The organism is Sphingomonas sp. Leaf22 (genome assembly GCF_001421715.1).
Lineage (GTDB): Bacteria > Pseudomonadota > Alphaproteobacteria > Sphingomonadales > Sphingomonadaceae > Sphingomonas.
The window spans coordinates 1-25,360 of record NZ_LMKP01000027.1 but is presented as its reverse complement, the minus strand read 5'-3'; the positions used below and the strand labels follow the sequence as shown (position 1 = coordinate 25,360).

Genomic DNA, 25,360 nt, shown 5'->3' with positions numbered 1-25,360 from the left:
CGCTGGACAACGCATCCTATCCTCCCCGTCCCAAATCAAAGGACACAGAAGAATCCAAAACGCGCCTCGTGTAAACAGTCCCCGCGCAGGCGGGGGTCCAGAGCCAATCAGAACAACGGCTTGCGATAGGAACCCTAGACCCCCGCCTGCGTGGGGGAACGGCAGGGTGCAGGAGTCGGTATCTTCGCAACACTCCCGGCCTGCGCCGGAATGACGACCGCCGAGAGGACGACGGTACTGGAACAGCGTTCGTCCTTCTCGCGAAGGCGGGAAACCATCATCGCTACGCCAGACCTGGCGCGATAGGTCAGCGGCATCCACCCACGACGAAACCCCCGGCACCGCGGGGGTGCCGGGGGTCTGTATCACACCAACCGACCCGCTTATGCAGCGGCGGCGGTGGCGACCTTCTTGGCGACGTCGCGCTTCAGGCGACGGGCGCGCAGCGACAGGTCGTCGTCACGCGTCTTGAGCAGCCAGTTGTCGAGGCCGCCGACATGCTCGACCGAGCGCAGGCCGTGCGTCGATACGCGCAGACGGATCGAGCGCTCCAGCGCTTCCGACATCAGCGTGACATTCTGCAGGTTCGGCAGGAAGGTACGCTTGGTCTTGTTGTTCGCGTGGGAAACGTTGTGACCCACCTGCCGGCCCTTGCCGGTCAGTTCGCAGATGCGCGACATGATCGTTGATCCTGATTCTGTGTCGGGACACATGCCCCGGAAAGACGGCGCGGATAGCGTCGAACGGCGCGGACGTCAACCGTTGCGCGCCGTTGCAACCCTCGTCGCCGCCCCGGCGTTGTTACGGCATCGATTCGGACAATGGCACATCGCAAGGGAGTGGCGGAATGCGCGCAATATTGGTTCTGCTGGGGGTCGCGGCGTTGATCGTCGCCGCGCTGATGAGCTTCGGCTTCATCGGTATCGATCAGACGCGGACCGCCGCCCTGCCGCAGGTGCGGGTCGAAGGGGGACAGGCACCCAAGTTCGACGTCGATGTCGGCAAGGTCGATGTCGGCACCGTCAACCGCACCGTCGAAGTACCGGCGATCAAGGTCGAACGCCCCGCCACCGCGCAATAAGGTGCTGGCCGCTGCGGCTGGCGGATGGCAGGGGATGCGCGATGTTCGACGCGTCCCCCATGCATCTGGCGCTCGCCGCCGCCCGCGCTGCCGCGGATGCCGGCGAGGTGCCGGTCGGCGCAGTCATCGTGCAGCAGGGCAGGGTGATTGCGACCGGGGCCAACGCCCCGCGTGCGCGCCATGACCCGACCGCCCATGCCGAGATGCTGGCGATCCGTGCCGCCGCGCAGGCGCTGGGCCGCGACCGGCTGGAAGATTGCGATTTATGGGTGACGCTGGAGCCGTGCGCGATGTGCGCCGGAGCGATTGCCCATGCCCGCATCGCGCGGCTCTATTACGCGGCGGACGATCCCAAGGGCGGCGCGGTCGCGCACGGCCCGCGTTTCTTCGGTCAGCCGACCTGCCATCACCGCCCCGACATCTATCCGGGGATCGGTGAGGGCGAGGCAGCGGCGCTGCTCCGCGATTTCTTCGGGCAGCGCCGCGGCTAGGATCAGCGCAGTTCGTTCTGCGCGATCGGCACGATCTTGACTTCGACCCGGCGGTTTTCCGACCGGCCTTCCTCGGTTTCGTTCGATGCGATCGGCTGCGTCTCGCCGAAACCGCGCGTGCCGATCCGTGCCGATTGCACGCCCTTGCTGCTCAGATAGCTGGCGACCGCGCTGGCGCGCCGTTCCGACAATGTCTGATTGTACGCGTCCGATCCGGTCGAATCGGTATGGCCGTATACGTCGATATAGGTCTGGTTATAGTCGCGCAGCACGTCGGCGACCTGGTCCAGCGTCGGCCGGAACTGCGGCTGCACATTCGAACTGTCGGTGGCGAAGGTGATGCCCGACGGCATGTTCAGCACCAGATCGTCGCCACGCCGTGTCACTTCGACATCGGTGCCGGCGGTCCGGGCGCGCAGGTCGCGCTCCTGCTTGTCCATATAGGCCCCGATCCCGGCCCCGGCCAAACCGCCGATGCCGGCACCCAGGATCTTTTCGGTCCGGTCGCGCCGTCCGCCGACCAGATCGCCCAGCAGATAGCCGCCGACCGCGCCGCCGATGCCACCGATCGCCGCGCGCGAAATGCTGCGCTGGCCGGTTTCGGGGTCGGTGACGCAGGCCGAGGTCAGCATCGCTGCCGACAGCGCACCCGCCACCCAGATTTTCGAACGAGCTGCCATGATAATTCTCCGTCGTATCCGATTTCGTCGTCGCCCGGAAAAACCGGACAGGCCGGGCATTGTTCCGCAGCCGTTTTGAACGGGCGCTGACCGACGCGTTCACCAAATCGTATCGCCGGGGCGACTCGCCGGTTGTGCGGCACGCGGCATTGCTGCATGGGAGGGGCAGTTCGATGGAACCTCTTTCTCCCTTCCCCTGGTTCGACGTCGTCATCATCCTCGCGCTGGTGGCGTTGAACGGCGTGTTCGCCATGTCCGAACTCGCCATCGTTTCCGCGCGCAGGGCCCGATTGGAAGGCTTGGCAAAAGCGGGGGGCAGGGGCGCGCAAACTGCGATGCGGCTGGCCGACGATCCCGGCAAATTCCTGTCGACCGTCCAGATCGGCATCACCCTGATCGGCATCCTGTCGGGCGCTTATTCCGGGGCCAGCCTCGGCGGCCCGGTCGGCGAACGGATGGTGCTGCTGGGACTGCCCGAATCGCTGGCGGCCAATGTCGGGTTCGGCGTCGTCATCGGCGTGACCACCTTCGCCAGCCTCGTCATCGGCGAATTGGTGCCCAAGCAGTTCGCGTTGCGCAGTCCGGAGCCGATCGCGGTGCTGGTCGCGGTGCCGATGCTGTGGCTGTCGCGGATCACCGCGCCGTTCGTGTGGCTGCTCGACACCACCTCCGCGCTGATCTTCAAGCTGCTGCGGATGAACCGCGAATCCGAAAACCGGGTGACGGCGGAGGAACTGCACCTGCTGGTCGCCGAGGCGAGCAAGTCGGGCGTGATCGAGGAGCATGAACGCTCGATCATTTCGGGCGTCGTCCGTCTCGCCGACCGGCCGGTCCGGGAAGTCATGACTCCGCGCACCGATGTCGAATGGCTCGACGTCTCGCTCGACGAAGCCGGCATCCGCGCGGCGATGGCGGCGACGCCGCACACCCGCCTGCCGATTGCCGAAGGATCGGTCGACGCGGTGATCGGCGTCGTGCAGGCACGCGATATCGTCGCCGCTTTGTGCCGCGGCGAACCGCTCGACCTGCGCACGCTGCTGCACGAAGCACCGGTGCTCCCCGATCAGGTCGACGCGATGGACGCGTTGCAGGCGATCCGCCGCGCCGCCGTGCCGATGGGCCTCGTCCATGACGAATATGGCCATTTCGAAGGGATCGTGACCCCCGCCGATCTGCTGCGCGCCATCGCCGGCGATTTCGCATCGGATGCGGAGGAGGGCGACCACCCGCTGATCGTCCGCCGCGACGACGGATCGCTGCTGGTGTCGGGCCAGACCCCGGCCGACCAGCTGGCCGAACGCATCGGCATCGACCTGCCCGAAGACCGCGACTACGCGACCGTCGCCGGCCTCGCGCTCGCCATTCTCAAGCACTTGCCGACCGAAGGCGAGCATTTCGCCGAACAGGGCTGGCGCTTCGAAATCGTCGACATGGACGGGCGCAAGATCGACAAGCTGTTGGTGCAACCGGTCGAATAGACCGCCAGCGGGATGCTGCGGCGCGGCGTGGATGTTGCGTTGCAGTATAGGCAAATGGTACCATCGCCGCCATGCAGATTTCATCGGAATATGCGTCGCTGGTACAGTGGGTCCGCAACAACACCGATGCGTCGGACCCGGTGCTGCACATCCATGCCGGGATGGTCGTACTGATCCTCGCCCGGCTGGTTACCCGCCATCCGCTGTCGCATCCGGTCCCGTTCGTGGTGGTCGTCGTCGTGGCGGCGGCGAACGAGGTGCTCAATCGCCTGAACTTCGGGTCGTGGCGGTGGAGCGATACCATGGTCGACTTCACCTATTCGGTGTTCTGGCCGGCGATGCTGTTCGTCGTGCTGGCGATGCAGCAGCGGTTGCAGCGGCGTCCGGCGATTCGGCGAATGTCCGCCAGCCGACGCCGCTGACTAGGCGTCACCCTCACCCTTCCGCGGCGTTGCCGCTCCCTCCCTCTCCCATCGGGAGAGGGAAGGGGCCCGCCCGGCGCAGCCGGGTGGGAAGGGTGAGGATGAGCGCTAAGTCCCAGGCGGGATCGACATTCAGTTCGCTAGATGCAGGAATAGCGTCCGATCCCCGTTCGTCACTCCCGCGCAGGCGGGAGTCCATATACGTCAGCGTCGCGAATCCTGCCAAACCGTCGGCGTTTATGGATTCCCGCCTGCGCGGGAATGACGAGCTTCCGTGGGTAACGCTGACTATCGATCGAACCTAAGCGCCCCCCTCACAACTTCCCGAACACCGCCTCGAACCCGGCGATATCCCCGGCCGCCAGATACCGCGCCTGTTCGACCCAGCGGTCCTTCGCCATGCGCGGCGCGAACGTGCCGAGCCGTGACGCGACGTCGTCCGCCTCACCCGGCTGCAACCGGGCCAGCGTCGCGATATCGGGAACACCCTGTTCGACCAGCATCGCCGCGACTTTCGGACCCAGCCCCTTCAACCGGGTCAGATCGGACCCGGCCGGCGCGGCGGGCACTACCGGCGCGGCCGTTTCGACGAATGGCGCACGCGCCGGCTCGGGCGCGGCGACCGGCGGTTCCACGGGGATCGCGATCGGTTCCTGCACGATCGGCGCGGCGGGTTCCTCCACGACCGGCGCGACCGGTTCGATCAGCGTCGACGCTGGCGGTTCGACCGGCACCGGCTCACCCGTTTCCGCTGGTCGGTCGGGATCGGCCGCCGGCACGTCGCCGGTTCGTTCCAGATGCCCGGCATCCTCCAGCTCGCGCGTCGCCGCGCGCCGCGCGCGCGCCAGCTTCATCCCATAGCCGATGCCGATAATCACCAGCACCGCCAGCAGCGCGATGATGACGAAATGCACCGTGGTCAGCGCGCCCAGAAAGCCCGGCGATTGCAACGGGGTCGTACCGCTATCCTGCATGCTTTAATCCTGCCCATTCTCACGTGCGACTTCGCGCCAGCCGATGTCGCGGCGGCAAAAACCGGGGAAGTCGAGCGCATCGACACCGCGATACGCCGCCGCCTGTGCGGTGGTGACGGTCGCCCCGCGCGCGGTGACGGCCAGCACCCGGCCTCCGGCAGTGACAACGCCCGCATCGCCCATCCGGGTTCCCGCGTGGAACACGGTCGTGCCCGCCGCCTCGGCCGCATCGATCCCGCCGATCGGCTGGCCGGTCTCGGGCGTCCCCGGATAACCGGGCGCAGCCATGACCACGCTCAGCGCGGTATCGTTCGAAAAGACGGGCGCTTCCGCTTCCGCCAGCCGCCCCTCGGCCACCGCCAGCAACAGCGGCAGCAGATCGCTGTCCAGCCGCGCCATCAGCACCTGGGCTTCGGGATCGCCGAACCGCGCATTATATTCGATCAGCTTTGGTCCCCGATCGGTCAGCATCAGCCCGGCATACAGCACCCCCGAATAGGGCGTCCCGCGCGCCGCCATCGCCGCGATGGTCGGCCGGACGATCGTGTCGATCGCCAGCTGTTCGAGCGCCGGCGTCAGCACCGGCGCGGGCGAATAGGCGCCCATGCCGCCGGTATTCGGACCCGTATCGCCATCGCCGACGCGCTTGTGATCCTGCGCCGACCCGAACGGCATCAGCGACACGCCATCGGTCAGCACGAACAGGCTGGCTTCCTCACCGGCCAGAAATTCCTCGATCACCGCCTCGCCACCGGGCTTTTCGAAGATCGCGGCCAGCGCCGCCTCCGCCTCGCCACGGTCCATCGCGATCGTCACGCCCTTGCCCGCCGCCAGCCCATCGGCCTTGATGACCACCGGCAGCGAGAAGGGCGACAGTGCCGCGATCGCACCGTCGAGGTCGGTGACGCGGACATAGCCGGCGGTCGGGATATCCGCCTCGCGGCACAGATCCTTGGTATAGCCTTTCGACCCCTCCAGCTGCGCGGCGGCGGCCGACGGGCCGAAGGTCGCGATGCCGACCGCGCGCAGATCGTCGGCCAGCCCCGCGACCAGTGGTGCTTCCGGACCGACGACCACCAGCCTGACCGTCCGTTCGACGCAGAACCGCACCACCGCGGCGTGATCGGTCACGTCCAGCGGCACCAGCGTCGCATGGTTGCCGATGCCGGGGTTGCCCGGTGCGGCATAAAGCGTACCTAGGAGCGGCGAACGCGCCAGCTTCCACGTCAGCGCATGTTCGCGCCCACCCGATCCGATCAACAGGACATTCATGGACGATCGCTTCCCCGGTTTTCAGTCGAGCCGGCTCGTAGCCGAGCAACAGCCCGGCGACAACGCCGCGCCCGAAAGCGTGTCCGAACTCGCCGGCCGTCTGAAACGCATGGTCGAGGGGGAATTCGGCCGCGTCCGCCTGCGCGGCGAGATTTCGGGCTACAAGCGTGCGTCGTCGGGCCATGTCTATCTGTGCCTGAAGGATGATTCGGCGCTGATCGACGGGGTAATGTGGCGTGGCTCGGCGGGCAGCCTGCCGTTCACCCCGCAGGACGGCGTCGAGGTGATCGCCAGTGGCAAGCTGACCACCTATCCCGGGCGTTCGCGCTATCAGATCGTGATCGACCGGATGGAACTGGCCGGTGAAGGCGCGCTGATGGCGCTGCTCGAAAAGCTTAAAGGTAAGCTGGCGGGCGAGGGGCTGTTCGATCCGGCGAAGAAACGCCGCCTGCCGTTCCTGCCCCGCACGATCGGCATCGTCACCTCGCCGACCGGCGCGGTCATCCGCGACATCCTCCACCGGCTGGAGGATCGCTGCCCGACCCATGTTATCGTCTGGCCGGTCAAGGTGCAGGGCGAAGGCTCCGCGGCCGAGATCGCGCGGGCGGTACAGGGGTTCGGGGCACTTCCCCCGCGCCCTCAACCGTACCCCCGCGCAGGCGGGGGTCCAGAGCCGGAAAAGCCGACGTTGGTGGCTGAAACCCTGGACCCCTGCCTTCGCGAGGGTACGGCAGATGGGCAACGCGATACCACCATCTACCGCCCCGACCTGCTGATCGTCGCGCGCGGCGGCGGTTCGATCGAGGACCTCTGGTCGTTCAACGAAGAGATTGTGGTGCGCGCCGTCGTCGCCTCGCCGATCCCGGTCATCTCGGCGGTCGGCCACGAAACCGATACGACGCTGTGCGATCACGCCGCCGATCTGCGCGCGCCGACGCCGACCGCCGCCGCCGAGATCGCGGTGCCGGTCCGCGCCGAACTGGCGCACAATATCGCGACCCTGTCGCTGCGGACCCAGCGGATCGTCCGCCGCTATCATGAGCGCGGGACCGAGCAACTGGCGGCGCTGGTCCGCGTCATGCCGCGCCGCGATGCGCTGCTCGGACCGCAGCGCCAGCGGCTCGACGATGTCGCCGCCCGCCTGTCGCTCGCACTCGAACGCCGGGTCGCGACCGCGCGCCGCAATCTCGACCGCCACGGCCATGCGCTGCGCCCTGCGATGCTGACCCAGCGGCTGGCGCAGGCGCGCGCGCAGTTCGAGGGGACGGCGCGGATGCTGGCACAGGTCGATCCCGACAACCTGTTGCAAAAGGGCTATGTCCGCGTCACCGCCCGCGCCACCGGCAAGACGGTGACGTCGGCTGCCGAAGCCCGCGCGGCGGGCGCGCTGCAACTCCACTTCGGCGATGGCGCGCTGGAGGCGAAGGTTGAGCGCACCCCCGGCCGCGCCTATGTCTCGCCCGCGCAACCCACCTTGCTGTAGAACCGGACCCGATCGATGCTGACAACCGAAAGCCGCCCTGCCAAGCTGCACTATCTTACGAACAATTTCCGCGTGCTGGTCGATGGCGACTTCGTGACCTGCGCGATCACCGGCGCGCGCATCCCGCTCGACGAACTGCGCTACTGGAGCGCGGCGCGGCAGGAACCCTATATCGACGCCGAGGCATCGACGAAGGCGATGGCCCCGCAGTGATCGCCTTCGCCGCCACGCTGCTGGTGGCGGTCCAGCCGGTGCCCGCGCCCGCGATCATGCTGACCGGATCACTGGGGCAGGGGGCGACGATGACCGGGCAGGTTCCGCCCGGCTCGATCCTGACCCTTAACGGACAGCCGGTGGCGGTCGCGCCCGACGGCGCGTTCCTGATCGCGTTCGACCGCGACGCCGGCCCCGTCGCCGCGCTGGTCGCGATACTGCCCGATGGCCGCCGGCTGGTCCGCCCCCTGACCATCGCCCCGCGCGCATGGCGGATCGAGCGGCTGCCGACCCTGCCGCGCATCTCGCAGCCCACCCCCGAATTCCAGCGCCGCCGCGCCCCCGAACTGGCGCAGATCGCCGCCGCGCGCGACCGGGCGACCGATGCGCAGGGCTGGCGACAGCGGTTCGTCTGGCCGGTCCGGGGGCGCGTTTCCGGCCTGTTCGGGGCGCAGCGCATCTATGCCGGCGAACCCGGTGCCTATCATTCGGGCGTCGACGTCGCCCGCCCGACCGGTACGCCCGTCGCGGCACCCGCCGACGGCGTCGTCATCCTCGCCGCGCCCACGCCCTTCACCCTCGAAGGCAATCTGCTGATGATCGACCACGGCATGGGGCTGAACAGCGCCTTCCTGCACCTGTCGCGCATCGACGTGGCGGTCGGCGACCGGGTCGCGCAGGGGCAGGTCGTCGGGGCGATCGGCGCGACCGGCCGCGCCACCGGCCCGCATCTCCACTGGGGCATGAAGTGGCACGATGCGCGCATCGATCCGCTGCTGCTCGCCGGACCGATGCCGCAGTAAAGGAACCGCGTGGCGGTCCCGATCATTCCGGCTCCACGATTACAGGGGATTCCGACCATGCTGCGTGCCACCATCCTGACCGCCGTCGCCGCCGCCGCGCTTGCCGGCTGCACCACCACCACCGCCGGATCGGGCAGCGCCGCCGGGCGCAGCGCCACCGCGCCGCTGCGCACCGCAGCCGGTGCCGATGTCGGCACCGTCACCGCCACGCAGACCGCGAACGGCATCCAGATCCGCGTCGACGCGCGCGGCATGCCCGCTGGCGTGCACGGTGCGCACGTCCACACCATCGGCCGCTGCGACGCGCCCGACTTCACCACCGCCGGCGGCCACTGGAACCCGACGTCAAAGCAGCACGGCACCAGCAATCCCGCCGGTCCGCATGCCGGCGACGCGCCCAACCTGACCATCGGTGCCGACGGTACCGGATCGGTCACCGTCGAGCTGCCCGCCGGCACTATGGACGGCCTGCTCGACGCCGATGGCGCGGCCTTCGTCATCCACGCCAATGCCGACGACTACAAGACCGATCCGTCGGGCAATTCGGGCGGGCGCATCGCCTGCGGCGTGTTCGCCGCCGCCTGATTGCCTAGCCGTCCGGCCACGGGCATAGAGTCGGGATGACCACCCGACGCACGCTCCTGGCCGGCATGGCCGCCACCGCCACGCTCGCTGCCGTCCCCGTCCGGGCGGCCGGGCGTGGACAGGACCTGATCGCCGGCACCTATGCCAGGCCGGGCGGGCAGGGGCTGTACGCGCTCCCCGCGCGCGGCACCGGCTGGAGCGTCGGCACCGCTGATATCACGCTCACCAACATCTCGTTCGGCGTGTCGCGCGGCGAGATGCGTTATCTGGTCCGCGAATCGGCCGCCGGGCGGCTGATCGCCACCGACCGCACCGGCCGCATCCTTGCCGACCTGCCCAGCGGCGGCGACGATCCGTGCCATGTCGCGCTCAACCATCGCGGCAACCTGCTCGCCGTCGCCAATTATTCGTCGGGCACCGTCGCGCTCTACCCGCTCGCCGCCGGCCTGCCGCAGTCGCCGATCGTCCGCCGCCACAGCGGCACCGGCCCGAACAAGGATCGGCAGAGCGCCCCGCACGCCCATTGGGTCGGCTTCACCCCGAACGATCGTTTCTGCCATTCGGTCGACCTCGGCGCGGACGCCATCTTCGCCTATCCGCTCGACAGCGGCGAGATCGCCGAGCCGATGGTGGCATGGCGCGCGCCGCCCGGGGCCGGCCCGCGCCACCTCGCCTATCACCCGACGCTGACGACCGCCTATGTCGTCGCCGAACTGGCCAACACGCTGATCACGCTCGACGCGCAGGCCGATGGCAGCTTCACCACCCGCGCCACCATTTCGCTGCTCCCGCCCGGTTGGACGGGCCAGTCGCAGGCCGCCCACATCGCCATCGACAGCGCCGGCCGCCGCCTCTTCGCCTCGAACCGCGGCCATAACAGCATCGCGGTCTTCGACCTTGCCGAAGACGGCACCGCGACGCTCGCCCAGCATATCGACTGCGGCGGCGACTGGCCGCGCTTCTTCCTGTTGCTGGAGGAAACCGGCCAGCTGCTCGCCGCCAACGAACGCAGCGGCACCGTCGCGGTGTTCAACGTGACCGTCGACGGCCCGGTCCGCCCGACCCCGGCGCGGCTTGCCATTCCCGGCGTCGCGTTCCTCGACAAGGCGTAGGGGGCAGAGGAGGTTCGCGCGGAGGCGCGGAGGCGCAGAGCGGTTGCGCCTCAAGCAATCCGCGCGCGACCGGGAGACGCGCGTACAGGTAACAGCCGGGTTCAAGGCCCGCTGACGCGGATGCTCTCGCCACAAACGCAACCTCTCTGCGCCTCCGCGCCTCTGCGCGAACTAACTTCCTCCTTATTTTCGGTCTTCTTCCCACCCCAACCGATCCACCGCCACCGCCAGCCGTTCGTCCAACACCCCCAGCATCGCCGTCCACCCGCCCAGCGCTTCCAGTTCGCCCGGCCCGTCCGAAACCCCGCGCAACCCCATCACCGGTACGCCATACCGCCCGCAGGCGCGCAGCACCGCGAACGTCTCCATATCGACCAACTCGGCATCGATCGCGTCATACGCGTCCCCGCCGACGATATCCGCCCCGGTCGACAGCCGCGCCACCGGCCAGTCGAGCGGCGTCGCCAGCGGCAGTTCGGCGCGATGATCGGCAAAGGGCGTCACCCCCTTCGGCACGCCGATCCGCGTCGCATCCATGTCGCGCCATGACACGCTAGCGACCTGCCAGATCGACCCGAGCGGCAACCGCCGCGACCCCGCCGATCCGATCGATACGACCAGATCGGGCAGGTCCGCCATCCCGGCCAGCGCCTGCGTCGTGCCGATCGCCGCCTCGATCGGCCCGACCCCGGTGATGACCGGCACGAAGCGTTCAGCCAGACAGGGTCCATATTCGTGGTCCGTCGCCATGACGAACAGCACCCGCCGTCCCCCGATCCGCGTCACCTGCATCGTTATTCCCCTGCTGTGTCGCGCGGTTGGTGGCGACCGGGGCCGGCGCAGGCAAGGCCTTGCGCGCCGCCTCGGCCTCCCTCTGCCGCCTCAACCCGCGGAGATTGGCGAGCAGCATCGCATCGGTCTCTGCCTGCGTTGCACGGACCCATCCGCCCTTCAACGGCCGGTCCTCCGGGTCCTCCGACCCGGCGGACACGCCCCGCGTCAGAAGCAATCGCAACAGGCCGTCCGAATAGCGCCGCCGATGCCCGACGATCTTGCCGCCATGCCACACCGGCTCGTCCCACCCGAGTACGGCACGTTCATACGCCGCCTGTTCGATCGTCGGCGCGACCTTGGCCAGCGCCCGCCGCCACGCCCGATCGAACGTCGCCGATCGATCGCGCATCCGATAGGCGGAGGTCGTCGAGATCTGCGCCCGCACACACGCATCGCGCACCGACCCCGTCTCGCTCAACGCCCGCAGAAACGCCCGCTGCCGCTGCGGCGTCCACCCGTCATGCCGCACCCGATATGTCGCCATTGCCCGTTCCCCTCAGCTTTGAAAATGGAACATTACAGGAACAAAGATGGTGTAGGAAAGCGGTTCGTCGTTCAGCGTCTATCGGCGACGCGGATGCAGGCGGATGTCCGGTGAGTAGGCAGCGACCTTCGTGTCCGAGGTGACGAGGGTGATGCCGTCGACTATCGCCTGCGCGACCAGGATCCGGTCGAACGGGTCGGCATGGATCGGAACGAGCCATCGGATCCGCTCCGCATGGCGGCCATGGATCGGCAATTCGACATAGCCCGCCGCGATCAGGCCGGCATGCAGTTCGGCAGGTTCGACCAGGAAGTCCGGCCGCTGCTGCCCGCACTTGATCGCGACCTCCCAGATGCTGGCGACGCTGAAATAGATCGTCTGCGCAGGGTCTTCGACCAGGGTTTTTACCTCATCGGGCAGCGAAGGTGATCCCTCCGCTAACCAAAGCAGCAGATGCGTGTCGAGCAGAACGGGGGTCACCCCTCGAACATCGCCTGAATTTCGTCCTGCTCCATCGTATCGAAATCGTCGGGAACGCGGATCGCGCCCTTCAGGAACCCGATGCGCGGAACGGGAAGTCCGCCATCAGCCAGAGACCCAATCCGGTAACGGTGGCGCGGTGTTTCCAGAGCGTCGCCTTGCCGCATCGTCCGCTTGGGCGTCCACGACCCCAGATAATGCCGCCGGTTTCGAAGCGGAGAAATGTCCAGCCGGACGACGACATCTTCCCGTTCGCGGGAGTTGTCATCTTCATCGAACCATCGAGCGATCGGTTCGAATGGTTCATGGACGGGCGGGATGCCGTGGACATAGCCGTATTGGAGATGGGGTACGACGGCGAGTTCACCCATCGTGATTGTCCTGCTCCGACTTCGCCATCCGTTCTTCGACTGCGGATCGAACGATCGCAAAGTTTTTTTCTAGCACCTCAGTCGATAGGGCCAGAGATGCCAGCTCAAGGAGGATATCCATCGCCAGGGCATTTGCGGCGTCCGGGGTCATCCGCACCGATGCGAGTTCTTCGATTACCCGGCGCCGACCGACCCGGCTGGGCTGCGCATTTTCGTCATCCCACACGACGCCGGAGGGGCGGATACTATCGATCAGGAAACTGATCGACACGGCGTCATGGACGCGTTCAACGATCGCCGTATCAGCCGACAGGTACTGAAACGACGATCCCCGTTCGACGTCGCGCCGCATGGCTGTATCCAGCGGCGCTTCGGTAGCTTCGGTCATCGTGGCGCGTTCCTGCATTATCCCGCCAAATGGCTACTGGGATATAGTGATGCGTTCAAGCTTCCGCATCATACGGAGATTGGGAGCGAGTATTGCTATTGCAAATCTAAATCATTTAAACATTGTTTTGATGTGGTATTATGCTTCCCAAACACGGATTCACCTACTTCCCCCGAAGGAACCCGGTTGCTAAGGCGCTCGGGTACAGCTCGATAACCTCCCGCGGCGGCATGCACGTCGACGGCCCTCGGCCGATCGATCCCGCCCGCGACCAACTGGGAAGGATCCGCATGACCGCTATCGGCCAGGACACGCTCGGCACCCGCGACACACTCGATGTCGGCGGCAAGACCTATTCCTATTATTCGCTGGCAAAGGCGTCGGCAAAGCTCGGCGACGTGTCGCGGCTGCCCTTCTCGATGAAGGTGCTGCTCGAAAACATGCTCCGCTTCGAAGACGGCGTGACCGTCACGCCCGAGGACGCGCAGGCGATCGTCGACTGGCAGAAGGATGCCCGCTCGGACCGCGAGATCCAGTATCGCCCGGCGCGCGTGCTGATGCAGGACTTCACCGGCGTTCCCTGCGTGGTCGATCTGGCGGCGATGCGCGATGCGATCACCAAGCTCGGCGGCGACGCGGGCAAGATCAATCCGCAGGTTCCCGTCCACCTCGTGATCGACCACTCGGTCATGGTCGACGAATTCGGCACGCCCAAGGCGGCCGAACAGAATGTCGAGCTGGAATATCAGCGCAACATCGAACGCTATGAATTCCTGAAATGGGGATCGAAGGCGCTCGACAATTTCTCGGTGGTCCCGCCCGGCACCGGCATCTGCCACCAAGTGAACCTGGAGTACGTCGCGCAGGCGGTGTGGTCGTCGGAATCGACCGATGGCAGCGGCACGATCGCCTATCCCGACACGCTGGTCGGCACCGACAGCCACACGACGATGGTCAACGGCCTCGGCGTGCTCGGCTGGGGCGTGGGCGGTATCGAGGCGGAAGCGGCGATGCTCGGCCAGCCGGTGTCGATGCTGATCCCCGAAGTCGTCGGCTTCAAGCTGACCGGCAAGCTGGGCGAGGGCATCACCGCCACCGACCTCGTGCTCACCGTCACGCAGATGCTACGCGCGCGCGGCGTGGTCGGCCGTTTCGTCGAATTCTACGGTCCGGGCCTGTCGACGATGACGCTGGCCGATCGTGCGACGATCGCGAACATGGCACCCGAATATGGCGCGACCTGCGGCTTCTTCCCGATCGACGACAAGACGATCGACTATATGCGCCTGACCGCGCGTCCGGCCGAAGTGATCGCGCTGACCGAAGCCTATGCGAAGGCCAACGGCTTCTGGCGCGACGAGAATGCCGTCGATCCGATCTTCACCGACACGCTCGAACTCGACATGTCGTCGGTCGTGCCGTCGCTCGCCGGTCCGAAGCGTCCGCAGGACCGCGTCGAACTGCCGAACGTCGACGACGTCTTCAACGCCGACCTGACCAACGTCTACAAGAAGGACTCGGCCAAGCGCGTCGCGGTCGAGGGTGAATCGCACGACATCGGCGACGGCGACGTCGTCATCGCCGCGATCACCAGCTGCACCAACACGTCGAACCCGTCGGTGCTGGTCGCCGCCGGCCTCGTCGCGCGCAAGGCGAATGCGCTGGGTCTGAAGCCCAAGCCGTGGGTCAAGACCTCGCTGGCACCGGGTAGCCAAGTCGTCACCGACTATCTCGACAAGGCGGGCCTGACCCAGGATCTCGACGCGGTCGGTTTCAACCTCGTCGGCTATGGCTGCACCACCTGCATCGGCAATTCGGGTCCGCTGGCGGCACCGATCTCGGCGGCGATCAACGGCAACGACATCGTCGCCGCCTCGGTCCTGTCGGGCAACCGCAACTTCGAAGGCCGCGTGTCGGCCGATGTCCGCGCCAACTTCCTCGCCTCGCCGCCGCTCGTCGTGGCGTATGCGCTGAAGGGGACCGTGACGCAGGACATGGTGTCGACCCCGATCGGGCAGGGCTCGGACGGGCAGGACGTCTATCTGAAGGACATCTGGCCGACCAACGAAGAGGTCGCCGACCTGATGGCCGCCAACATCGACGACGGCATGTTCCGTGCGCGCTATGGCAACGTCTATGCCGGCGACAAGCATTGGGCCGGCATTTCAGTCGAGGGGTCGGACACCTATAACTGGCCGACGTCGAGCACCTACATCGCCAATCCGCCTTATTTCGACGGGCTGACGATGACCCCCAACCCGACGTCGGACATCATCGAGGCAAAGCCGCTGGCGATCCTCGGCGATTCGATCACCACCGACCACATCTCGCCGGCCGGTAGCATCAAGGCGGACAGCCCCGCCGGAACTTTCCTGCAAGAACATCAGGTTAGCCGTCGCGACTTCAACAGCTACGGTGCCCGCCGCGGCAACCACGATGTCATGATGCGCGGCACCTTCGCCAACATCCGCATCAAGAACGAAATGGTCCCCGGCGTCGAAGGCGGCATGAGCCGCTATGACGGCGAAGTCATGCCGATCTACGACGCCGCCATGCGCCACAAGGCCGACGGCACGCCGCTGGTGGTCATCGCCGGCAAGGAATATGGCACCGGCTCGTCGCGCGACTGGGCGGCGAAGGGCACCAACCTGCTCGGCGTCCGCGCCGTCATCACCGAAAGCTTCGAACGCATCCACCGTTCGAACCTCGTCGGTATGGGCGTCCTGCCGCTGCAGTTCGCCGAAGGCGTGACCCGCCAGACGCTCGGCCTGACCGGCGACGAAACCTTCACGATCCAGGGGGTTGCCGGCATCCGTCCGCGTCAGGACGTCGACGTCATCATGGTCCGTGCCGACGGCACGACCGAGACGTTCCAGACCAAGTGCCGCATCGATACCGTCAACGAACTGGAATATTTCCTGAACGGTGGCATCCTGCAGTACGTGCTGCGCAAGCTGGCCGCGTAAGCGCGCCACTTGATGGCTAGGGCGGGCCGCGTCTCCGACCGGAGGCGCGGCCCGTTTCATGTGCGGGGGCAGGGGGACGGACCATGGCGAGCATCACGGTCATCACGGTGTTCCACAATCGGGCCAGCCGGGTCCGGTCATCGATCGGATCGCTGCTGTCGCAGGATTGCGACGATGTGCGGATCGTCGCGATCGATGACGGATCGCGCGACGACACGCTGGCCGAACTTCGCGGGCTGTCGGCCCCCAATCTGACGGTGATCGCGCAACCCAATGCGGGGTTTACCGCCACGATGGCGGCGGCCTGCGCTGCCGCCGATACCGACTTCATTGCCGTTCACGGTGCGGGCGACGAAAGCCTGCCCGGCCGGTTGCGCGCGCAACGCGACTTCCTGCTCGCCCACGCGCACGTCGTCGCCGTCGGCTGCGCGATCGAAAATGTCGAGGAGGGTGGCAAGGGGTATGTCGTTCAGCCCGCCGCGGCGATCCGCAAGGGGCCGATGGTCACCGGGTTCGGCATATCGCACGGCGAGGTCATGTTCCGCCGCTCGGCCTATCTCGCGGCGGGTGGCTATCGTCCGTTCTTCCGCGTGGCGCAGGCGACCGACCTGTTCCGCCGGATGAGCCGGATCGGCGATTTCGGCTATGTCGACCGGCTGTTGTATCGGCGGTTCCTGTTCCGCGACGGCGTCAACGCTTCCGCCGGCAAATTCGCCGAACATGAACTCTACTCGGCGGTCGGCCACGACGCCTTTGTCGACGCGCTATCGAGCGGGGGGACGGCGGACGTCATCGACCGCCACGGCGTCCTCGCGCCCTATTACCTGCCGCGATCGAAGAAGATCGCCGGCGGCCTCGCCCGGGCGGCGGTCGTCCACTGGTTGCAGGGGGACGATCGGACCGCACGGCTTCTCGCCCGCCGGTCGCTCGCCGAGAAGATCACGCTGCGCGGCACGATCGTCGCTGCGCAATTGCTGCTGTCGAAGATGGGCCTGCGCGACGTGATGCAGCGACTGGCGGTAAAGACCAATCGCGGCCGCAACGAATATGCCCTGTCGCGCTTCTACCGCCCGCCCGCCGGGAAATAGTACGATCGCGCCGTCGACCGGCATGGCGGATCAGGATGTCGCGATCGTCCGTTGCCGCATGAGTGCATCGAGGGCGGACAATGCGGCCATCGGTTCCGGCACGCCGTGGACATCGATTTCATTGACGTTGTCGCTCCCGCGCCGTTCGACCAGCGCGATCCAGCCGCGTGCGTCGTTCCCCTCGACCAGCCCGGCGTCGACCAGATCGCTGCCAGCGATCTCCCGGTATACGAACCCGTTCGATGGCGCGATCCAGATGACCCGCCGATCGGTAACCGCGATCGTGCCGAAGCTGTCATACCATAGCTGTTGCATCGCTTCGGGGCCGTGGAGGATGGTCATGCCCAACGGACCGGAAAGAACAAATAGGACGAAGACAAACCAGAACGTCCTGAGCCAGGGATGGACATCGCCGGTCCCGACCCACCACAGCATCAGCAGAATATCGGTCAGACCGACCGCAAACAGGCCAAGTACGGTCAACCACGTCGAGGTCAGGCTACGCCAGCCCCGTTTCCCTTGCCACCAGATGACTTCGCCCGGCACCAGCAACGCGGAATCCATGCCGCTGCCTGCATCGGCGCGAGCGGCATCGCGGTTCTCGCGATAGGCCCGTAATATTGACTTGCCGAGCCACCAGAGCAGCAGTCCGCACACGAACAGTAATGGCGGCAAGGCAACCAGTTGGACCTGCCAGGTCGGCATCTGGGTCCGCACCCTGCCGTGCCGAAGGACCCATGTCATGTCGTCGGGGGAAGTCGCGATGGCGTAGATCGCCGCGATCAGGATCACCAGCATCGGCCCGACCATGATCAGTACCGTCAATGCTCGTGCCGTCCACCCGCGGGACCATCGTGTCCGTTTCATGCGCCACCTGCCCCCGCCACGTCCGAAATCGCCGCTGTCCTACAGGGGAATGTCTATTCTATCGCTGCGGGCGTTCTTTCCACGGTTGATTCAAATCAGACGCCGAACGGACGGCGCGCGACGCGTCGCACGAAACTGCGGCAAGTGTGACTTTCGTGACTTTTGGCCCGCAAACCCCGCCCCGCGCGCGGCGGGGCAGGGGGCGTGGTTACTTCTGGCAGGCGACGATCGCCTCGATCACCGCCAGCGTTTCCTGCGGGTCGCGGATCTTGACCGTGTCCATGCCCGCGGCCTTCGGCGCATAGTCGTTGCCGCCGGGGAAGATCGCGTCGCCGATGAACAGCATGTCGTCGGTGGCGATGCCGCTGACATCGGCCAGCTTGGCAAGGCCGGTCGCCTTGTCGACGCCTTCCTTGGTGATGTCGATCGACGTCGCGCCACCCATGTTGATCGACAGGCCCGGCAGCCGCTGCTTCAGGTCGGCCTGAATGATCTTGCGCTTTTCGAACCTGGGGTCCCAATGTTCCTTGGCATCGATCGGTGCCTGCTGGCCGAGTGCCGAGAAGGTGATCTGGCTGCCGCGATCCTCGATCCGCTCGCCCCAGGTCTGTTCGGGAACGAAGCCGGTCGCCTCCAGCGCCGCATCGAACGCCGCGAGGATCTTGGCCTTGGTCTCGTCGTCGAACAGGTCGGCATAGACCGCGTTCCAGCGCCCGTCGCCAAAGGTGTAGAGCTTGGTGCCGCTGGTCGGCATCATCCACAGGCGGGTAAGATCGGCGCGGGCGGGCAGGCGGGTGGCGACCTGCTTTTCGAACTGCGGCCAGTCGCCGCCGGAGATGATCGCGACATGCGCCACGCCCAGCAGGTCGGCGAGTGCTTCGCCCATCGCCTCGGTCAGTTGCTGCTTGCTTTCGGCCAGGGTTCCGTCGAGGTCGAAGGCTACGAGTTGCTTCATGAATGTACTCCGGCGTGGGGCGGTCGGCGGCGTCGTGCCACCGGTCTGGAAAGGTCGCAAGGCGTCAGCGGCCACCGTCGCGGCGGGTCAGGGCGGCGACGCAGCTGGCGCGGTCGATCGGCGCGCCGTTGCGCTGGCGGGAATCGATATGGCGCACCACCGGCACGCCCCCGGCCTGCGGCGGATAGAGATAGGCGTCGAGCACACAGATGTTCGATCCGAATTGCAGCTTGCGCCCGGCCCCCTCGGTCAGGTCGAGTTGCGGCTGGCCGAACAGGCCGGTCAGGGCATTGGCATTCTGACCCAGCACGCGTTCAAGGCCGACGGTGCCATAGGTCGGGGGCGGCGGGACGGGCGGGGCGTTCTGGCGCACGACCGGTCCGGTCGATGCTGCGCAGGCCGACAGGGTCAACCCCGCGACGACCGCGATGAAACCGCTACGCATGTCCGTCCCCCCGTGGGCGTCGCCGGTGGAACCGATGCGTCGCCATCGCCGCACCGATCAGGGGCGCGACGAAATTCACAAACGGCACAAGCAGCAATCCGGTTCCGGCGAGCCCCAGCACGAAGCGCCGCCCGCCCGTGGCGGACCGTTCGACGGCCATAGCTGCCGGTGGCAAATGGCGCGCCGCGACCATGTCCGACAGGTCGCGGCCGAGCAGCCAGCCGTTGACGACGAAGAACACCGCCGCCGTCCCGATCCCGGTCGCCAGCAGCACCAGATAGAGCGGCAGGAAGATCAGATTGACCGCCAATGCGCGGAGCGCCGACATCCCGCTCATCGCCAGCGACCGGCCGAGCGGCACCGGGCGGGCAGTGGCGAGCGCGGCGGGGTAATGCTTCGCCTCGACCGCCTCGACCACCTCGTCGGCGAACAGGCCGATCACCGCGATCGCGACGATGCGGAACAGCAGCCATGCGATCCCGATCGCGGCGATGGCCGCCGCCACCGCCGCCAGCGTGCCGGCATCGTCGCCCAGCAGCAGGAAATCGGCGGTCAGCCAGTGCGCCCCCCACGCGATCGCCGCGCCGAGCAGGGCCAGCAGCAGCAGCGTCAGCGCCAGCGACTTGGCCAGCACGCGCAGAAACACGCGGTCGCCGAGTTGGCGCACGGACAGAAGAAAGCTCTCGATCATCGCCGGCGACGATGCGGGGAGTGCCGCCCGCCGTCAACGCCTTGCCTGCCCCCACGCCGCTGGCTAACGCGAACGGCAACGTCCCCGCCTATGCTGGCGGCGGATCGATTGTCCGGAGACCTTATTTGACCCAACCCACGCTCGACGTCGTCGCGATCGGCAACGCCATCGTCGATATTCTGGCGCAGTCCGACGATGCCTTCCTCGCCGCCGAAGGCATGACGAAGGGGTCGATGCAGCTCGTCTTCTCGCCCGCCGATGCCGATGCGCTCTATGCGAAGATGGGTCCGGGCCGCGAGATTTCCGGCGGGTCGGCGGCGAACACCGTTGCCGGCATCGCCGCGCTGGGCGGCAAGACTGGTTTCATCGGGCAGGTCGCCGACGATCAGCTGGGTGCGGTGTTCGCGCACGACATCCGTGCCGCCGGCGTCCGCTTCGACACGCCGACCCGCCCCGGCGAGCCGACGACCGCCCGCTGCCTGATCTTCGTCACGCCCGACGGGCAGCGGACGATGAACACCTTTCTCGGCGCGTCGCAGTTCCTGCCCGAAGCGGCGCTGGATGCCGATCTGATCGCCAGCGGCGCGATCCTGTATCTCGAAGGGTATTTGTGGGACCCGGAAGAGCCGCGCGCCGCGATGCGGGCCGGCATCCGCATCGCGCGGGACGCAGGGCGCAAGGTCGCCTTCACCCTGTCCGACACCTTCTGCATCTCGCGCCACGGCGACGACTTCCGCGCGCTGATTGCCGAGGGGCAGGTCGACATCCTGTTCGCGAACGAGAGTGAGCTGCTGGCGCTCGCGCAGGTCGAGGATTTCGACGCTGCGGTCGATCAGGTGAGCGCGCAGGTGCCGGTGCTGGTGGTGACCCGCGGCGAGCACGGCGCGATCGCGGTGACCGAGGCCAAGCGCACCAGCGTGCCCGCCCAGCCAATCGATCGCGTCGTCGACACGACCGGCGCGGGCGACCTGTTCGCCGCCGGCTTCCTGCACGGCCAGTCGCATGGCTACGACATCGAACGCTCGCTGAAGCTGGGCGCACTGTGCGCCGCCGAGATCATCTCGCACTATGGCGCGCGCCCCGAGGCTGATCTGACCAAGCTGATGGTTGAACAGCTGGGCTGAGCCGCCCGACACCATCCGACGAAAAAGGGGGAGGCCGAACCGATCGGCCTCCCCCTTTCTTATTGCCTCGGCGCGTGATCAGCGCGGGTCGTGCGGTACGTCGAAGACGTCGTCGCGCGGCACCTCGATGACGCCTTTCGCCACATGGCTCGTCCTGTATCCGTAGAGAAAATAGACGACCAGCCCGATCGCGCCCCACACCGGCAGCACCAGCATCGCGTCGATCGGCAGGTTGAAGAACAGGAAGATGCAGCCGACGATCGTCGCGGGTGCGACCAGCCAGATCAACGGTGCCCTGAACGGCCGCTTCCGCGCTGCCTCGGTCTTGCGCAGGATGAGCACCGCGATCGCCACCATCATGAAGGCATAGAGCGTGCCGGCATTGGCGATGTCGGCGAGCTGCCCGACCGGCAGGAACGCCGCAGCGAACGCCACCGCCCCACCGGTGATGGCCGTCACGACATAGGGCGTCTTCCACTTCGGATGGATCTTGCTGAGGCTGGGGGGCAGTAGGCCGTCACGCGCCATGACGAAGAAGATGCGGGTCTGCCCGAACAGCAGCACGAGGATGACCGAGGGCAATGCGACGAAGGCGGCGATGCCCAGCATGTTGCCGACCTTGCCAAAGCCGATCTCGCGCAGGACGTGCGCCAGCGCCTCGTTCGAACAGACCAGCGCGTCGGCATATTGCGGCATCGCGCACTGGCGGGCCAGTTCGGCCGAGCCGGCGGCGAAGGGCATTTCGCCCCCGGTGATGAAACCGTTGGGGCCAAGCGGCTGGCCACCGATCGTGCCGATCGCGCCGGCCGCCACGAGGATGTAGAACACGGTGCAGAACAGCAACGACCCGATCAGGCCGATCGGCACGTTGCGTTGCGGATTTTTCGTTTCCTCCGCAGCGGTCGAGACAGCGTCAAACCCGACATAGGCGAAGAAGATCGTCGCCGCCGCGCCGACCGCCCCGACGCCGGTACCCCAGCCGCCGAAGACACCCGCCGGAAGGAACGGGTTGAACCGGCTGGCGCTGAACTGTTCGGACGGCAGGGTCAGCGCGATGAACACGGTCAGCGCCACGACCTTGATCGCGACAAGGATCGCGTTAAACTTCGCGCTCTCGCTGGTGCCGATGATGAGCAACCCGGTGACCAGCAGTGCGATCAGCACCGCCGGCAGGTTGATGAACCCGCCCGGCGCGCCACCCAGCGCCAACGGTCCGGCCGCGAGCCATGCCGGCAACTGTATCCCGAAGAATTCATTGAGGATCGTGCCGCTGAAATAGCCCGACCATCCGACCGCGACCGCAGAGGCCGCGACCGCATATTCAAGGACCAGCGCCCATCCGACCGTCCATGCCAGAAGTTCGCCCATCACCGAATAGGTATAGGTATAGGCCGATCCCGCGACCGGGATCATCGATGCGATCTCGGCATAGCATAGCGCCGCGACCACGCAGATCAGCCCGGCGATGGCGAATGCCAGCATCAGTCCCGGTCCGGCCTTCTGCGCGCCGGCAGCGGTCAGGACGAAGATGCCGGTGCCAATCACCGATCCGATGCCGAACAGCGTCAGTTGGAGCGCGCCCAGGGTGCGGGGCAGCGACTTTCCTTCGGCGGCGGCGAGAATGGCGTCGAGTGGTTTGACGCGCCCGAATATCATGAAGCGATCCCCTGGATGCACCGCGCTTGCACGGGCGGTGCCCTTTTTTGAATTGGGCGATGCTACCCGCAAAAACCGTCCGTGCAATTCCTTTCGTGTAATAAAGCTGTCCTATCGCGACAGCATCGGTCCCAGCGGCTGCCCGCCGAACAGGTGGACGTGCAGATGCGGCACCTCCTGTCCGCCGTCTCCGCCGATATTGGCGAGCAGGCGATAGCCCGGTTCGACCAGTCCGTTGTCGCGGGCGATCTGTCCCACTGCCCGCACGAAACCGGCGATTTCCGCATCGCTCCCGCGCGCGGAAAAATCGTCCCACGATACGTACGCGCCCTTCGGAATCACGAGGAGATGAACCGGTGCCTGCGGGGCGATGTCGTGAAAGGCGAGGGCGAAATCATCCTCGTACACGCGCTTCGCCGGGATCTCGCCGCGCAGGATGCGGGCAAAGATGTTGTCGGAATCATACGCCTGGGTGGCATTGATCGGCATGGGATCACTCCTTGGGACGGGCAGCCTTTTCGGCGATGCCCGAGCGGCCCTCGCGGGCGGTCAGCTCGGCGCGAACGTCGTCCAGCGTGATGCCGCTGGTCCGCAGCAGCAGCGTCAGGTGGAACATCAGGTCGGCCGCCTCGCTGATCAGGCCGGCACGGTCACCGCTGCATGCGGCGATGACGCATTCTACCGCCTCCTCGCCGACCTTCTGCGCGATCTTGCCCGTGCCGCGTGCATGGAGCTTCGCGACATAGGATTGGGTGGGATCGCCGCCGATCCGGCTGACGATTACCGATTCGAGCCGATCGAACGCGTCCATGTCAGTCCTTGCGCTTGCGGTTGCGGATCGCCCGCCGGGCCAGCACCACCATGAACACGAACGCCGCGAACGCCGCGACATCGGACACGGCAAAGCCCTCGCGGGGAAGAACGACCCCGGAATGGGCGGCGAGGGCGGCAGTCGGCATAGGGCACGCTCTAATCGTTTCGGACGGCAGCGGGCAAGCGGCACGATATCGTGCCATGCCGGGACGGCGGCGCGCAGGAACCGGCCGCGTCGAACGATCGTTTTAAACCATTATCCAATATCGGGCGCGACAGCCGTTCTACACAGGCGAGCGACCCGCGGGAGCAATCGCATGTTTTACCGGCTGCGCGCGATCGTGCTGGCACTGGCGGCAGGCGCAGGCGTGTCCGCCTGTGCCTATGGCGATCTTGGCTATGGTGGCGTCGGGGTCGGCGTCGGATCGGGCTATTATGGCGGCGGCGGTTATGGCGGCTATGGCGATCCCTATGCCGCCGGGTTCGGCGATCCGTATTGGGGATGGTTCGGCGACTATTATTATCCGGGCACCGGCTATTACGTCTATGACCGCTATCGCCGGCCGTTCCGCTGGAACGACCGCCAGCGTTATTTCTGGGAGCAGCGGCGCGGCCAGTGGCGCGGCGACCGGAGCAATGGGCGGCCGCGCTGGGATCGGTGGGATCGACCGGGGTTAGACCGGCGGCCCGGCTTCGAGAATGTCCCGCGGGGGAGCAGCCAGTCGCCGCTGCCCGGTCGCCCGGGTGGCTGGCGTGGCCGGCCGGATGTGCGGCCGGATGGTGCTGCACGGCCGGGCTTCGATCGCCGACGCGGGTTCGACTATGTACCGCGCGGATCGAGCCAGTCCCCGGTTCCCGGTCAGCCGGACGTTTCGCCGGGCAGCGCGACCCGACAGGGCTTCGAGCGACGGCGGGGGTTCGAATATGTGCCACGCGGGTCCGGCCAGTCGCCGAGGCAAGGGGCCGGCGCGGTGCGCGGGTTCGAGCGACCCGAAGGGGTTCGTCCGGGTGGTGGTCGCGTTCGGGGACCGGAAGGACGCGGGCCGGGTCGTGGTGGACGACGACCGGATTGAGGCGACGCTCTTATCGGTTTCGAAGGCGTCGCACACGGTGTGAAGCCGGGGAGTATGCGAACGTCACGGGAAGCTTCGTACCCTTGCCGTACTCGGTGAAGGCGAGACTTCTGCGCAAGTACTGATCCTGCGCCCTGTCGTACCCCCGCACAGGCGGGGGTCCAGGGTTCCAGGCGCAAGCCGTTGTTCTCCTTGGCTCTGGACCCCCGCCTAAGCGGGGACTGTTTACACGAGGCGCGTTTTGGATTCTTCTGTGTTCCTTTGATTTGGGACGGGGAGGATAGGATGCGTTGTCCAGCGTGTGAGGGGACCGGACTGTTTACACGAGGCGCGTTTTGGATTCTTCTGTGTTCCTTTGATTTGGGACGGGGAGGATAGGATGCGTTGTCCAGCGTGTGAGGGGACCGACCTKATCAAGCGGGGCCGCAAGTCGGGCMATCAGCGCTATGTGTGCCGGGCCTGCGGTCGATACTGCACCGACAGCCAGCCCAGGTTCAGTGCCGAGACGAAAGCTTTGGCGATCGAGATGTA

Annotated in this window: 31 protein-coding genes; 14 read left to right on the top strand and 17 right to left on the bottom strand. The window is 66.9% G+C overall.

Annotated elements, in window-relative coordinates; translation table 11 throughout:
• Positions 1-383: 383 nt before the first annotated feature.
• The gene (gene rpmB / locus ASE70_RS12390; protein WP_056397797.1) at positions 384-680 is read right to left on the bottom strand and encodes a 50S ribosomal protein L28; all 297 of its coding nucleotides are present in this window, start codon (positions 678-680) and stop codon (positions 384-386) included.
• A gap of 167 nt (positions 681-847) precedes the next feature.
• Here rpmB and ASE70_RS12385 point away from each other — a divergent pair, with 167 nt between their 5' ends.
• Together ASE70_RS12385 and ASE70_RS12380 are read left to right on the top strand one after the other, a co-directional pair.
• Positions 848-1,081: a hypothetical protein gene (locus ASE70_RS12385; protein ID WP_056001837.1), complete on the top strand. Its 234-nt coding sequence runs from the start codon at positions 848-850 to the stop codon at positions 1,079-1,081.
• A 59-nt stretch (positions 1,082-1,140) separates the two neighbouring features.
• On the top strand, positions 1,141-1,572 hold the full coding sequence (locus ASE70_RS12380) for a nucleoside deaminase (RefSeq protein WP_056505277.1): 432 nt from the start codon (positions 1,141-1,143) through the stop codon (positions 1,570-1,572).
• Between the two features lie 2 nt (positions 1,573-1,574).
• Here the strand turns inward: ASE70_RS12380 and ASE70_RS12375 are convergent, their stop codons facing one another.
• Complete coding sequence (locus ASE70_RS12375) at positions 1,575-2,252, bottom strand: OmpA family protein (protein ID WP_056397794.1); 678 nt, start codon at positions 2,250-2,252, stop codon at positions 1,575-1,577.
• A gap of 173 nt (positions 2,253-2,425) precedes the next feature.
• Between ASE70_RS12375 and ASE70_RS12370 the strand changes: the two genes are divergently transcribed.
• Positions 2,426-3,730, top strand: coding sequence for a hemolysin family protein (locus ASE70_RS12370; RefSeq protein WP_056505274.1), 1,305 nt, complete (start codon positions 2,426-2,428; stop codon positions 3,728-3,730).
• Positions 3,731-3,801: 71 nt separating this feature from the next.
• Positions 3,802-4,152 (top strand): hypothetical protein, encoded by a 351-nt coding sequence (locus ASE70_RS12365; RefSeq protein ID WP_056505269.1) that lies wholly within the window; start codon positions 3,802-3,804, stop codon positions 4,150-4,152.
• A gap of 314 nt (positions 4,153-4,466) precedes the next feature.
• Here ASE70_RS12365 and ASE70_RS12360 read toward each other — a convergent pair whose 3' ends face one another.
• Positions 4,467-5,126 carry a hypothetical protein gene (locus ASE70_RS12360; RefSeq protein WP_056505266.1) on the bottom strand — a complete coding sequence of 220 codons (660 nt, stop codon included), beginning with the start codon at positions 5,124-5,126 and terminating at the stop codon, positions 4,467-4,469.
• A gap of 3 nt (positions 5,127-5,129) precedes the next feature.
• On the bottom strand, positions 5,130-6,398 hold the full coding sequence (gene purD, locus ASE70_RS12355) for a phosphoribosylamine--glycine ligase (protein WP_056505263.1): 1,269 nt from the start codon (positions 6,396-6,398) through the stop codon (positions 5,130-5,132).
• On the opposite strand from purD, the gene xseA reads away from it, so the two are divergent.
• The 5 genes from xseA to ASE70_RS12330 are packed head-to-tail and all read left to right on the top strand — an operon-like array spanning position 6,397 to position 10,594.
• A complete protein-coding gene (gene xseA / locus ASE70_RS12350) occupies positions 6,397-7,881 on the top strand; it encodes an exodeoxyribonuclease VII large subunit (RefSeq protein ID WP_056505261.1) in 1,485 nt (494 codons plus the stop codon). The genes purD and xseA overlap by 2 nt on opposite strands.
• A gap of 15 nt (positions 7,882-7,896) precedes the next feature.
• Positions 7,897-8,094: a DUF2093 domain-containing protein gene (locus tag ASE70_RS12345; protein ID WP_056397778.1), complete on the top strand. Its 198-nt coding sequence runs from the start codon at positions 7,897-7,899 to the stop codon at positions 8,092-8,094.
• Positions 8,091-8,897 (top strand): M23 family metallopeptidase, encoded by an 807-nt coding sequence (locus ASE70_RS12340; RefSeq protein WP_443024877.1) that lies wholly within the window; start codon positions 8,091-8,093, stop codon positions 8,895-8,897. Before ASE70_RS12345 ends, ASE70_RS12340 begins: the two co-directional genes overlap by 4 nt.
• 57 nt (positions 8,898-8,954) lie before the next feature.
• Entirely contained in the window at positions 8,955-9,482 is a 528-nt protein-coding gene (locus tag ASE70_RS12335; protein WP_156356204.1) for a superoxide dismutase family protein, read from the top strand.
• A 35-nt stretch (positions 9,483-9,517) separates the two neighbouring features.
• Positions 9,518-10,594 carry a lactonase family protein gene (locus tag ASE70_RS12330; protein ID WP_056505252.1) on the top strand — a complete coding sequence of 359 codons (1,077 nt, stop codon included), beginning with the start codon at positions 9,518-9,520 and terminating at the stop codon, positions 10,592-10,594.
• Between the two features lie 183 nt (positions 10,595-10,777).
• Here the strand turns inward: ASE70_RS12330 and ASE70_RS12325 are convergent, their stop codons facing one another.
• The 5 genes from ASE70_RS12325 to ASE70_RS12305 all read right to left on the bottom strand — a co-directional run bounded on the left by ASE70_RS12325 (position 10,778) and on the right by ASE70_RS12305 (position 13,151).
• The gene (locus ASE70_RS12325; protein WP_056505251.1) at positions 10,778-11,386 is read right to left on the bottom strand and encodes a 5'-methylthioadenosine/S-adenosylhomocysteine nucleosidase; all 609 of its coding nucleotides are present in this window, start codon (positions 11,384-11,386) and stop codon (positions 10,778-10,780) included.
• Positions 11,307-11,912, bottom strand: coding sequence for a hypothetical protein (locus tag ASE70_RS12320; protein ID WP_056397764.1), 606 nt, complete (start codon positions 11,910-11,912; stop codon positions 11,307-11,309). The genes ASE70_RS12325 and ASE70_RS12320 overlap by 80 nt, the downstream gene beginning before the upstream one ends.
• Before the next feature lie 78 nt (positions 11,913-11,990).
• The gene (locus tag ASE70_RS12315) at positions 11,991-12,392 is read right to left on the bottom strand and encodes a type II toxin-antitoxin system VapC family toxin (RefSeq protein WP_056505248.1); all 402 of its coding nucleotides are present in this window, start codon (positions 12,390-12,392) and stop codon (positions 11,991-11,993) included.
• Positions 12,389-12,763 carry a hypothetical protein gene (locus ASE70_RS20435; protein WP_056505245.1) on the bottom strand — a complete coding sequence of 125 codons (375 nt, stop codon included), beginning with the start codon at positions 12,761-12,763 and terminating at the stop codon, positions 12,389-12,391. Before ASE70_RS20435 ends, ASE70_RS12315 begins: the two co-directional genes overlap by 4 nt.
• The gene (locus ASE70_RS12305) at positions 12,756-13,151 is read right to left on the bottom strand and encodes a hypothetical protein (RefSeq protein WP_156347335.1); all 396 of its coding nucleotides are present in this window, start codon (positions 13,149-13,151) and stop codon (positions 12,756-12,758) included. Before ASE70_RS12305 ends, ASE70_RS20435 begins: the two co-directional genes overlap by 8 nt.
• A 290-nt stretch (positions 13,152-13,441) precedes the next feature.
• Between ASE70_RS12305 and acnA the strand changes: the two genes are divergently transcribed.
• Positions 13,442-16,117, top strand: coding sequence for an aconitate hydratase AcnA (gene acnA, locus ASE70_RS12300; protein ID WP_056505242.1), 2,676 nt, complete (start codon positions 13,442-13,444; stop codon positions 16,115-16,117).
• A gap of 83 nt (positions 16,118-16,200) precedes the next feature.
• A complete protein-coding gene (locus tag ASE70_RS12295; RefSeq protein ID WP_056505239.1) occupies positions 16,201-17,205 on the top strand; it encodes a glycosyltransferase in 1,005 nt (334 codons plus the stop codon).
• A gap of 30 nt (positions 17,206-17,235) precedes the next feature.
• Here ASE70_RS12295 and ASE70_RS12290 read toward each other — a convergent pair whose 3' ends face one another.
• The 4 genes from ASE70_RS12290 to ASE70_RS12275 form a co-directional block, all read right to left on the bottom strand.
• Complete coding sequence (locus ASE70_RS12290; RefSeq protein WP_056505235.1) at positions 17,236-18,030, bottom strand: hypothetical protein; 795 nt, start codon at positions 18,028-18,030, stop codon at positions 17,236-17,238.
• A gap of 250 nt (positions 18,031-18,280) precedes the next feature.
• Positions 18,281-19,027, bottom strand: a complete 747-nt coding sequence (locus tag ASE70_RS12285) for an HAD-IIB family hydrolase (protein ID WP_056505233.1) — start codon at positions 19,025-19,027, stop codon at positions 18,281-18,283.
• Between the two features lie 64 nt (positions 19,028-19,091).
• Complete coding sequence (locus tag ASE70_RS12280) at positions 19,092-19,472, bottom strand: hypothetical protein (RefSeq protein WP_056505230.1); 381 nt, start codon at positions 19,470-19,472, stop codon at positions 19,092-19,094.
• Positions 19,465-20,139: an EI24 domain-containing protein gene (locus tag ASE70_RS12275; protein ID WP_327196835.1), complete on the bottom strand. Its 675-nt coding sequence runs from the start codon at positions 20,137-20,139 to the stop codon at positions 19,465-19,467. The genes ASE70_RS12280 and ASE70_RS12275 overlap by 8 nt, the downstream gene beginning before the upstream one ends.
• Positions 20,140-20,288: 149 nt before the next feature.
• On the opposite strand from ASE70_RS12275, the gene ASE70_RS12270 reads away from it, so the two are divergent.
• Positions 20,289-21,287 carry an adenosine kinase gene (locus ASE70_RS12270; RefSeq protein WP_056397737.1) on the top strand — a complete coding sequence of 333 codons (999 nt, stop codon included), beginning with the start codon at positions 20,289-20,291 and terminating at the stop codon, positions 21,285-21,287.
• Between the two features lie 78 nt (positions 21,288-21,365).
• On the opposite strand, the gene ASE70_RS12265 is transcribed toward ASE70_RS12270, so the two are convergent.
• The 4 genes from ASE70_RS12265 to ASE70_RS19900 form a co-directional block, all read right to left on the bottom strand.
• A complete protein-coding gene (locus tag ASE70_RS12265) occupies positions 21,366-22,943 on the bottom strand; it encodes an amino acid permease (RefSeq protein WP_056505224.1) in 1,578 nt (525 codons plus the stop codon).
• 111 nt (positions 22,944-23,054) lie between these two features.
• Positions 23,055-23,432: a histidine triad nucleotide-binding protein gene (locus ASE70_RS12260; protein WP_056397733.1), complete on the bottom strand. Its 378-nt coding sequence runs from the start codon at positions 23,430-23,432 to the stop codon at positions 23,055-23,057.
• 4 nt (positions 23,433-23,436) lie between these two features.
• Complete coding sequence (locus ASE70_RS12255) at positions 23,437-23,754, bottom strand: phosphoribosyl-ATP diphosphatase (protein WP_056505222.1); 318 nt, start codon at positions 23,752-23,754, stop codon at positions 23,437-23,439.
• Between the two features lies 1 nt (position 23,755).
• Positions 23,756-23,902: a hypothetical protein gene (locus tag ASE70_RS19900; protein WP_156356202.1), complete on the bottom strand. Its 147-nt coding sequence runs from the start codon at positions 23,900-23,902 to the stop codon at positions 23,756-23,758.
• Positions 23,903-24,073: 171 nt separating this feature from the next.
• Between ASE70_RS19900 and ASE70_RS12250 the strand changes: the two genes are divergently transcribed.
• Both ASE70_RS12250 and ASE70_RS21095 read left to right on the top strand, forming a co-directional pair.
• Positions 24,074-24,829, top strand: a complete 756-nt coding sequence (locus tag ASE70_RS12250; protein WP_056505218.1) for a hypothetical protein — start codon at positions 24,074-24,076, stop codon at positions 24,827-24,829.
• A 379-nt stretch (positions 24,830-25,208) separates the two neighbouring features.
• Positions 25,209-25,360: IS1/IS1595 family N-terminal zinc-binding domain-containing protein (locus ASE70_RS21095; protein ID WP_443024878.1), on the top strand; the 152-nt coding region annotated here is incomplete at its 3' end.

What these genes read in the sequence shown, in the direction of transcription:
- rpmB (WP_056397797.1), bottom strand. Translation starts at nt 680, where the DNA reads ATGTCGCGCATCTGCGAACTGACCGGCAAGGGCCGGCAGGTGGGTCAC.
- ASE70_RS12385 (WP_056001837.1), top strand. Translation starts at nt 848, where the DNA reads ATGCGCGCAATATTGGTTCTGCTGGGGGTCGCGGCGTTGATCGTCGCC.
- ASE70_RS12380 (WP_056505277.1), top strand. Translation starts at nt 1,141, where the DNA reads ATGCATCTGGCGCTCGCCGCCGCCCGCGCTGCCGCGGATGCCGGCGAG.
- ASE70_RS12375 (WP_056397794.1), bottom strand. Translation starts at nt 2,252, where the DNA reads ATGGCAGCTCGTTCGAAAATCTGGGTGGCGGGTGCGCTGTCGGCAGCG.
- ASE70_RS12370 (WP_056505274.1), top strand. Translation starts at nt 2,426, where the DNA reads ATGGAACCTCTTTCTCCCTTCCCCTGGTTCGACGTCGTCATCATCCTC.
- ASE70_RS12365 (WP_056505269.1), top strand. Translation starts at nt 3,802, where the DNA reads ATGCAGATTTCATCGGAATATGCGTCGCTGGTACAGTGGGTCCGCAAC.
- ASE70_RS12360 (WP_056505266.1), bottom strand. Translation starts at nt 5,126, where the DNA reads ATGCAGGATAGCGGTACGACCCCGTTGCAATCGCCGGGCTTTCTGGGC.
- xseA (WP_056505261.1), top strand. Translation starts at nt 6,397, where the DNA reads ATGGACGATCGCTTCCCCGGTTTTCAGTCGAGCCGGCTCGTAGCCGAG.
- purD (WP_056505263.1), bottom strand. Translation starts at nt 6,398, where the DNA reads ATGAATGTCCTGTTGATCGGATCGGGTGGGCGCGAACATGCGCTGACG.
- ASE70_RS12345 (WP_056397778.1), top strand. Translation starts at nt 7,897, where the DNA reads ATGCTGACAACCGAAAGCCGCCCTGCCAAGCTGCACTATCTTACGAAC.
- ASE70_RS12335 (WP_156356204.1), top strand. Translation starts at nt 8,955, where the DNA reads ATGCTGCGTGCCACCATCCTGACCGCCGTCGCCGCCGCCGCGCTTGCC.
- ASE70_RS12330 (WP_056505252.1), top strand. Translation starts at nt 9,518, where the DNA reads ATGACCACCCGACGCACGCTCCTGGCCGGCATGGCCGCCACCGCCACG.
- ASE70_RS12325 (WP_056505251.1), bottom strand. Translation starts at nt 11,386, where the DNA reads ATGCAGGTGACGCGGATCGGGGGACGGCGGGTGCTGTTCGTCATGGCG.
- ASE70_RS12320 (WP_056397764.1), bottom strand. Translation starts at nt 11,912, where the DNA reads ATGGCGACATATCGGGTGCGGCATGACGGGTGGACGCCGCAGCGGCAG.
- ASE70_RS20435 (WP_056505245.1), bottom strand. Translation starts at nt 12,763, where the DNA reads ATGGGTGAACTCGCCGTCGTACCCCATCTCCAATACGGCTATGTCCAC.
- ASE70_RS12305 (WP_156347335.1), bottom strand. Translation starts at nt 13,151, where the DNA reads ATGACCGAAGCTACCGAAGCGCCGCTGGATACAGCCATGCGGCGCGAC.
- acnA (WP_056505242.1), top strand. Translation starts at nt 13,442, where the DNA reads ATGACCGCTATCGGCCAGGACACGCTCGGCACCCGCGACACACTCGAT.
- ASE70_RS12295 (WP_056505239.1), top strand. Translation starts at nt 16,201, where the DNA reads ATGGCGAGCATCACGGTCATCACGGTGTTCCACAATCGGGCCAGCCGG.
- ASE70_RS12285 (WP_056505233.1), bottom strand. Translation starts at nt 19,027, where the DNA reads ATGAAGCAACTCGTAGCCTTCGACCTCGACGGAACCCTGGCCGAAAGC.
- ASE70_RS12280 (WP_056505230.1), bottom strand. Translation starts at nt 19,472, where the DNA reads ATGCGTAGCGGTTTCATCGCGGTCGTCGCGGGGTTGACCCTGTCGGCC.
- ASE70_RS12265 (WP_056505224.1), bottom strand. Translation starts at nt 22,943, where the DNA reads ATGATATTCGGGCGCGTCAAACCACTCGACGCCATTCTCGCCGCCGCC.
- ASE70_RS12260 (WP_056397733.1), bottom strand. Translation starts at nt 23,432, where the DNA reads ATGCCGATCAATGCCACCCAGGCGTATGATTCCGACAACATCTTTGCC.
- ASE70_RS12255 (WP_056505222.1), bottom strand. Translation starts at nt 23,754, where the DNA reads ATGGACGCGTTCGATCGGCTCGAATCGGTAATCGTCAGCCGGATCGGC.
- ASE70_RS19900 (WP_156356202.1), bottom strand. Translation starts at nt 23,902, where the DNA reads ATGCCGACTGCCGCCCTCGCCGCCCATTCCGGGGTCGTTCTTCCCCGC.
- ASE70_RS12250 (WP_056505218.1), top strand. Translation starts at nt 24,074, where the DNA reads ATGTTTTACCGGCTGCGCGCGATCGTGCTGGCACTGGCGGCAGGCGCA.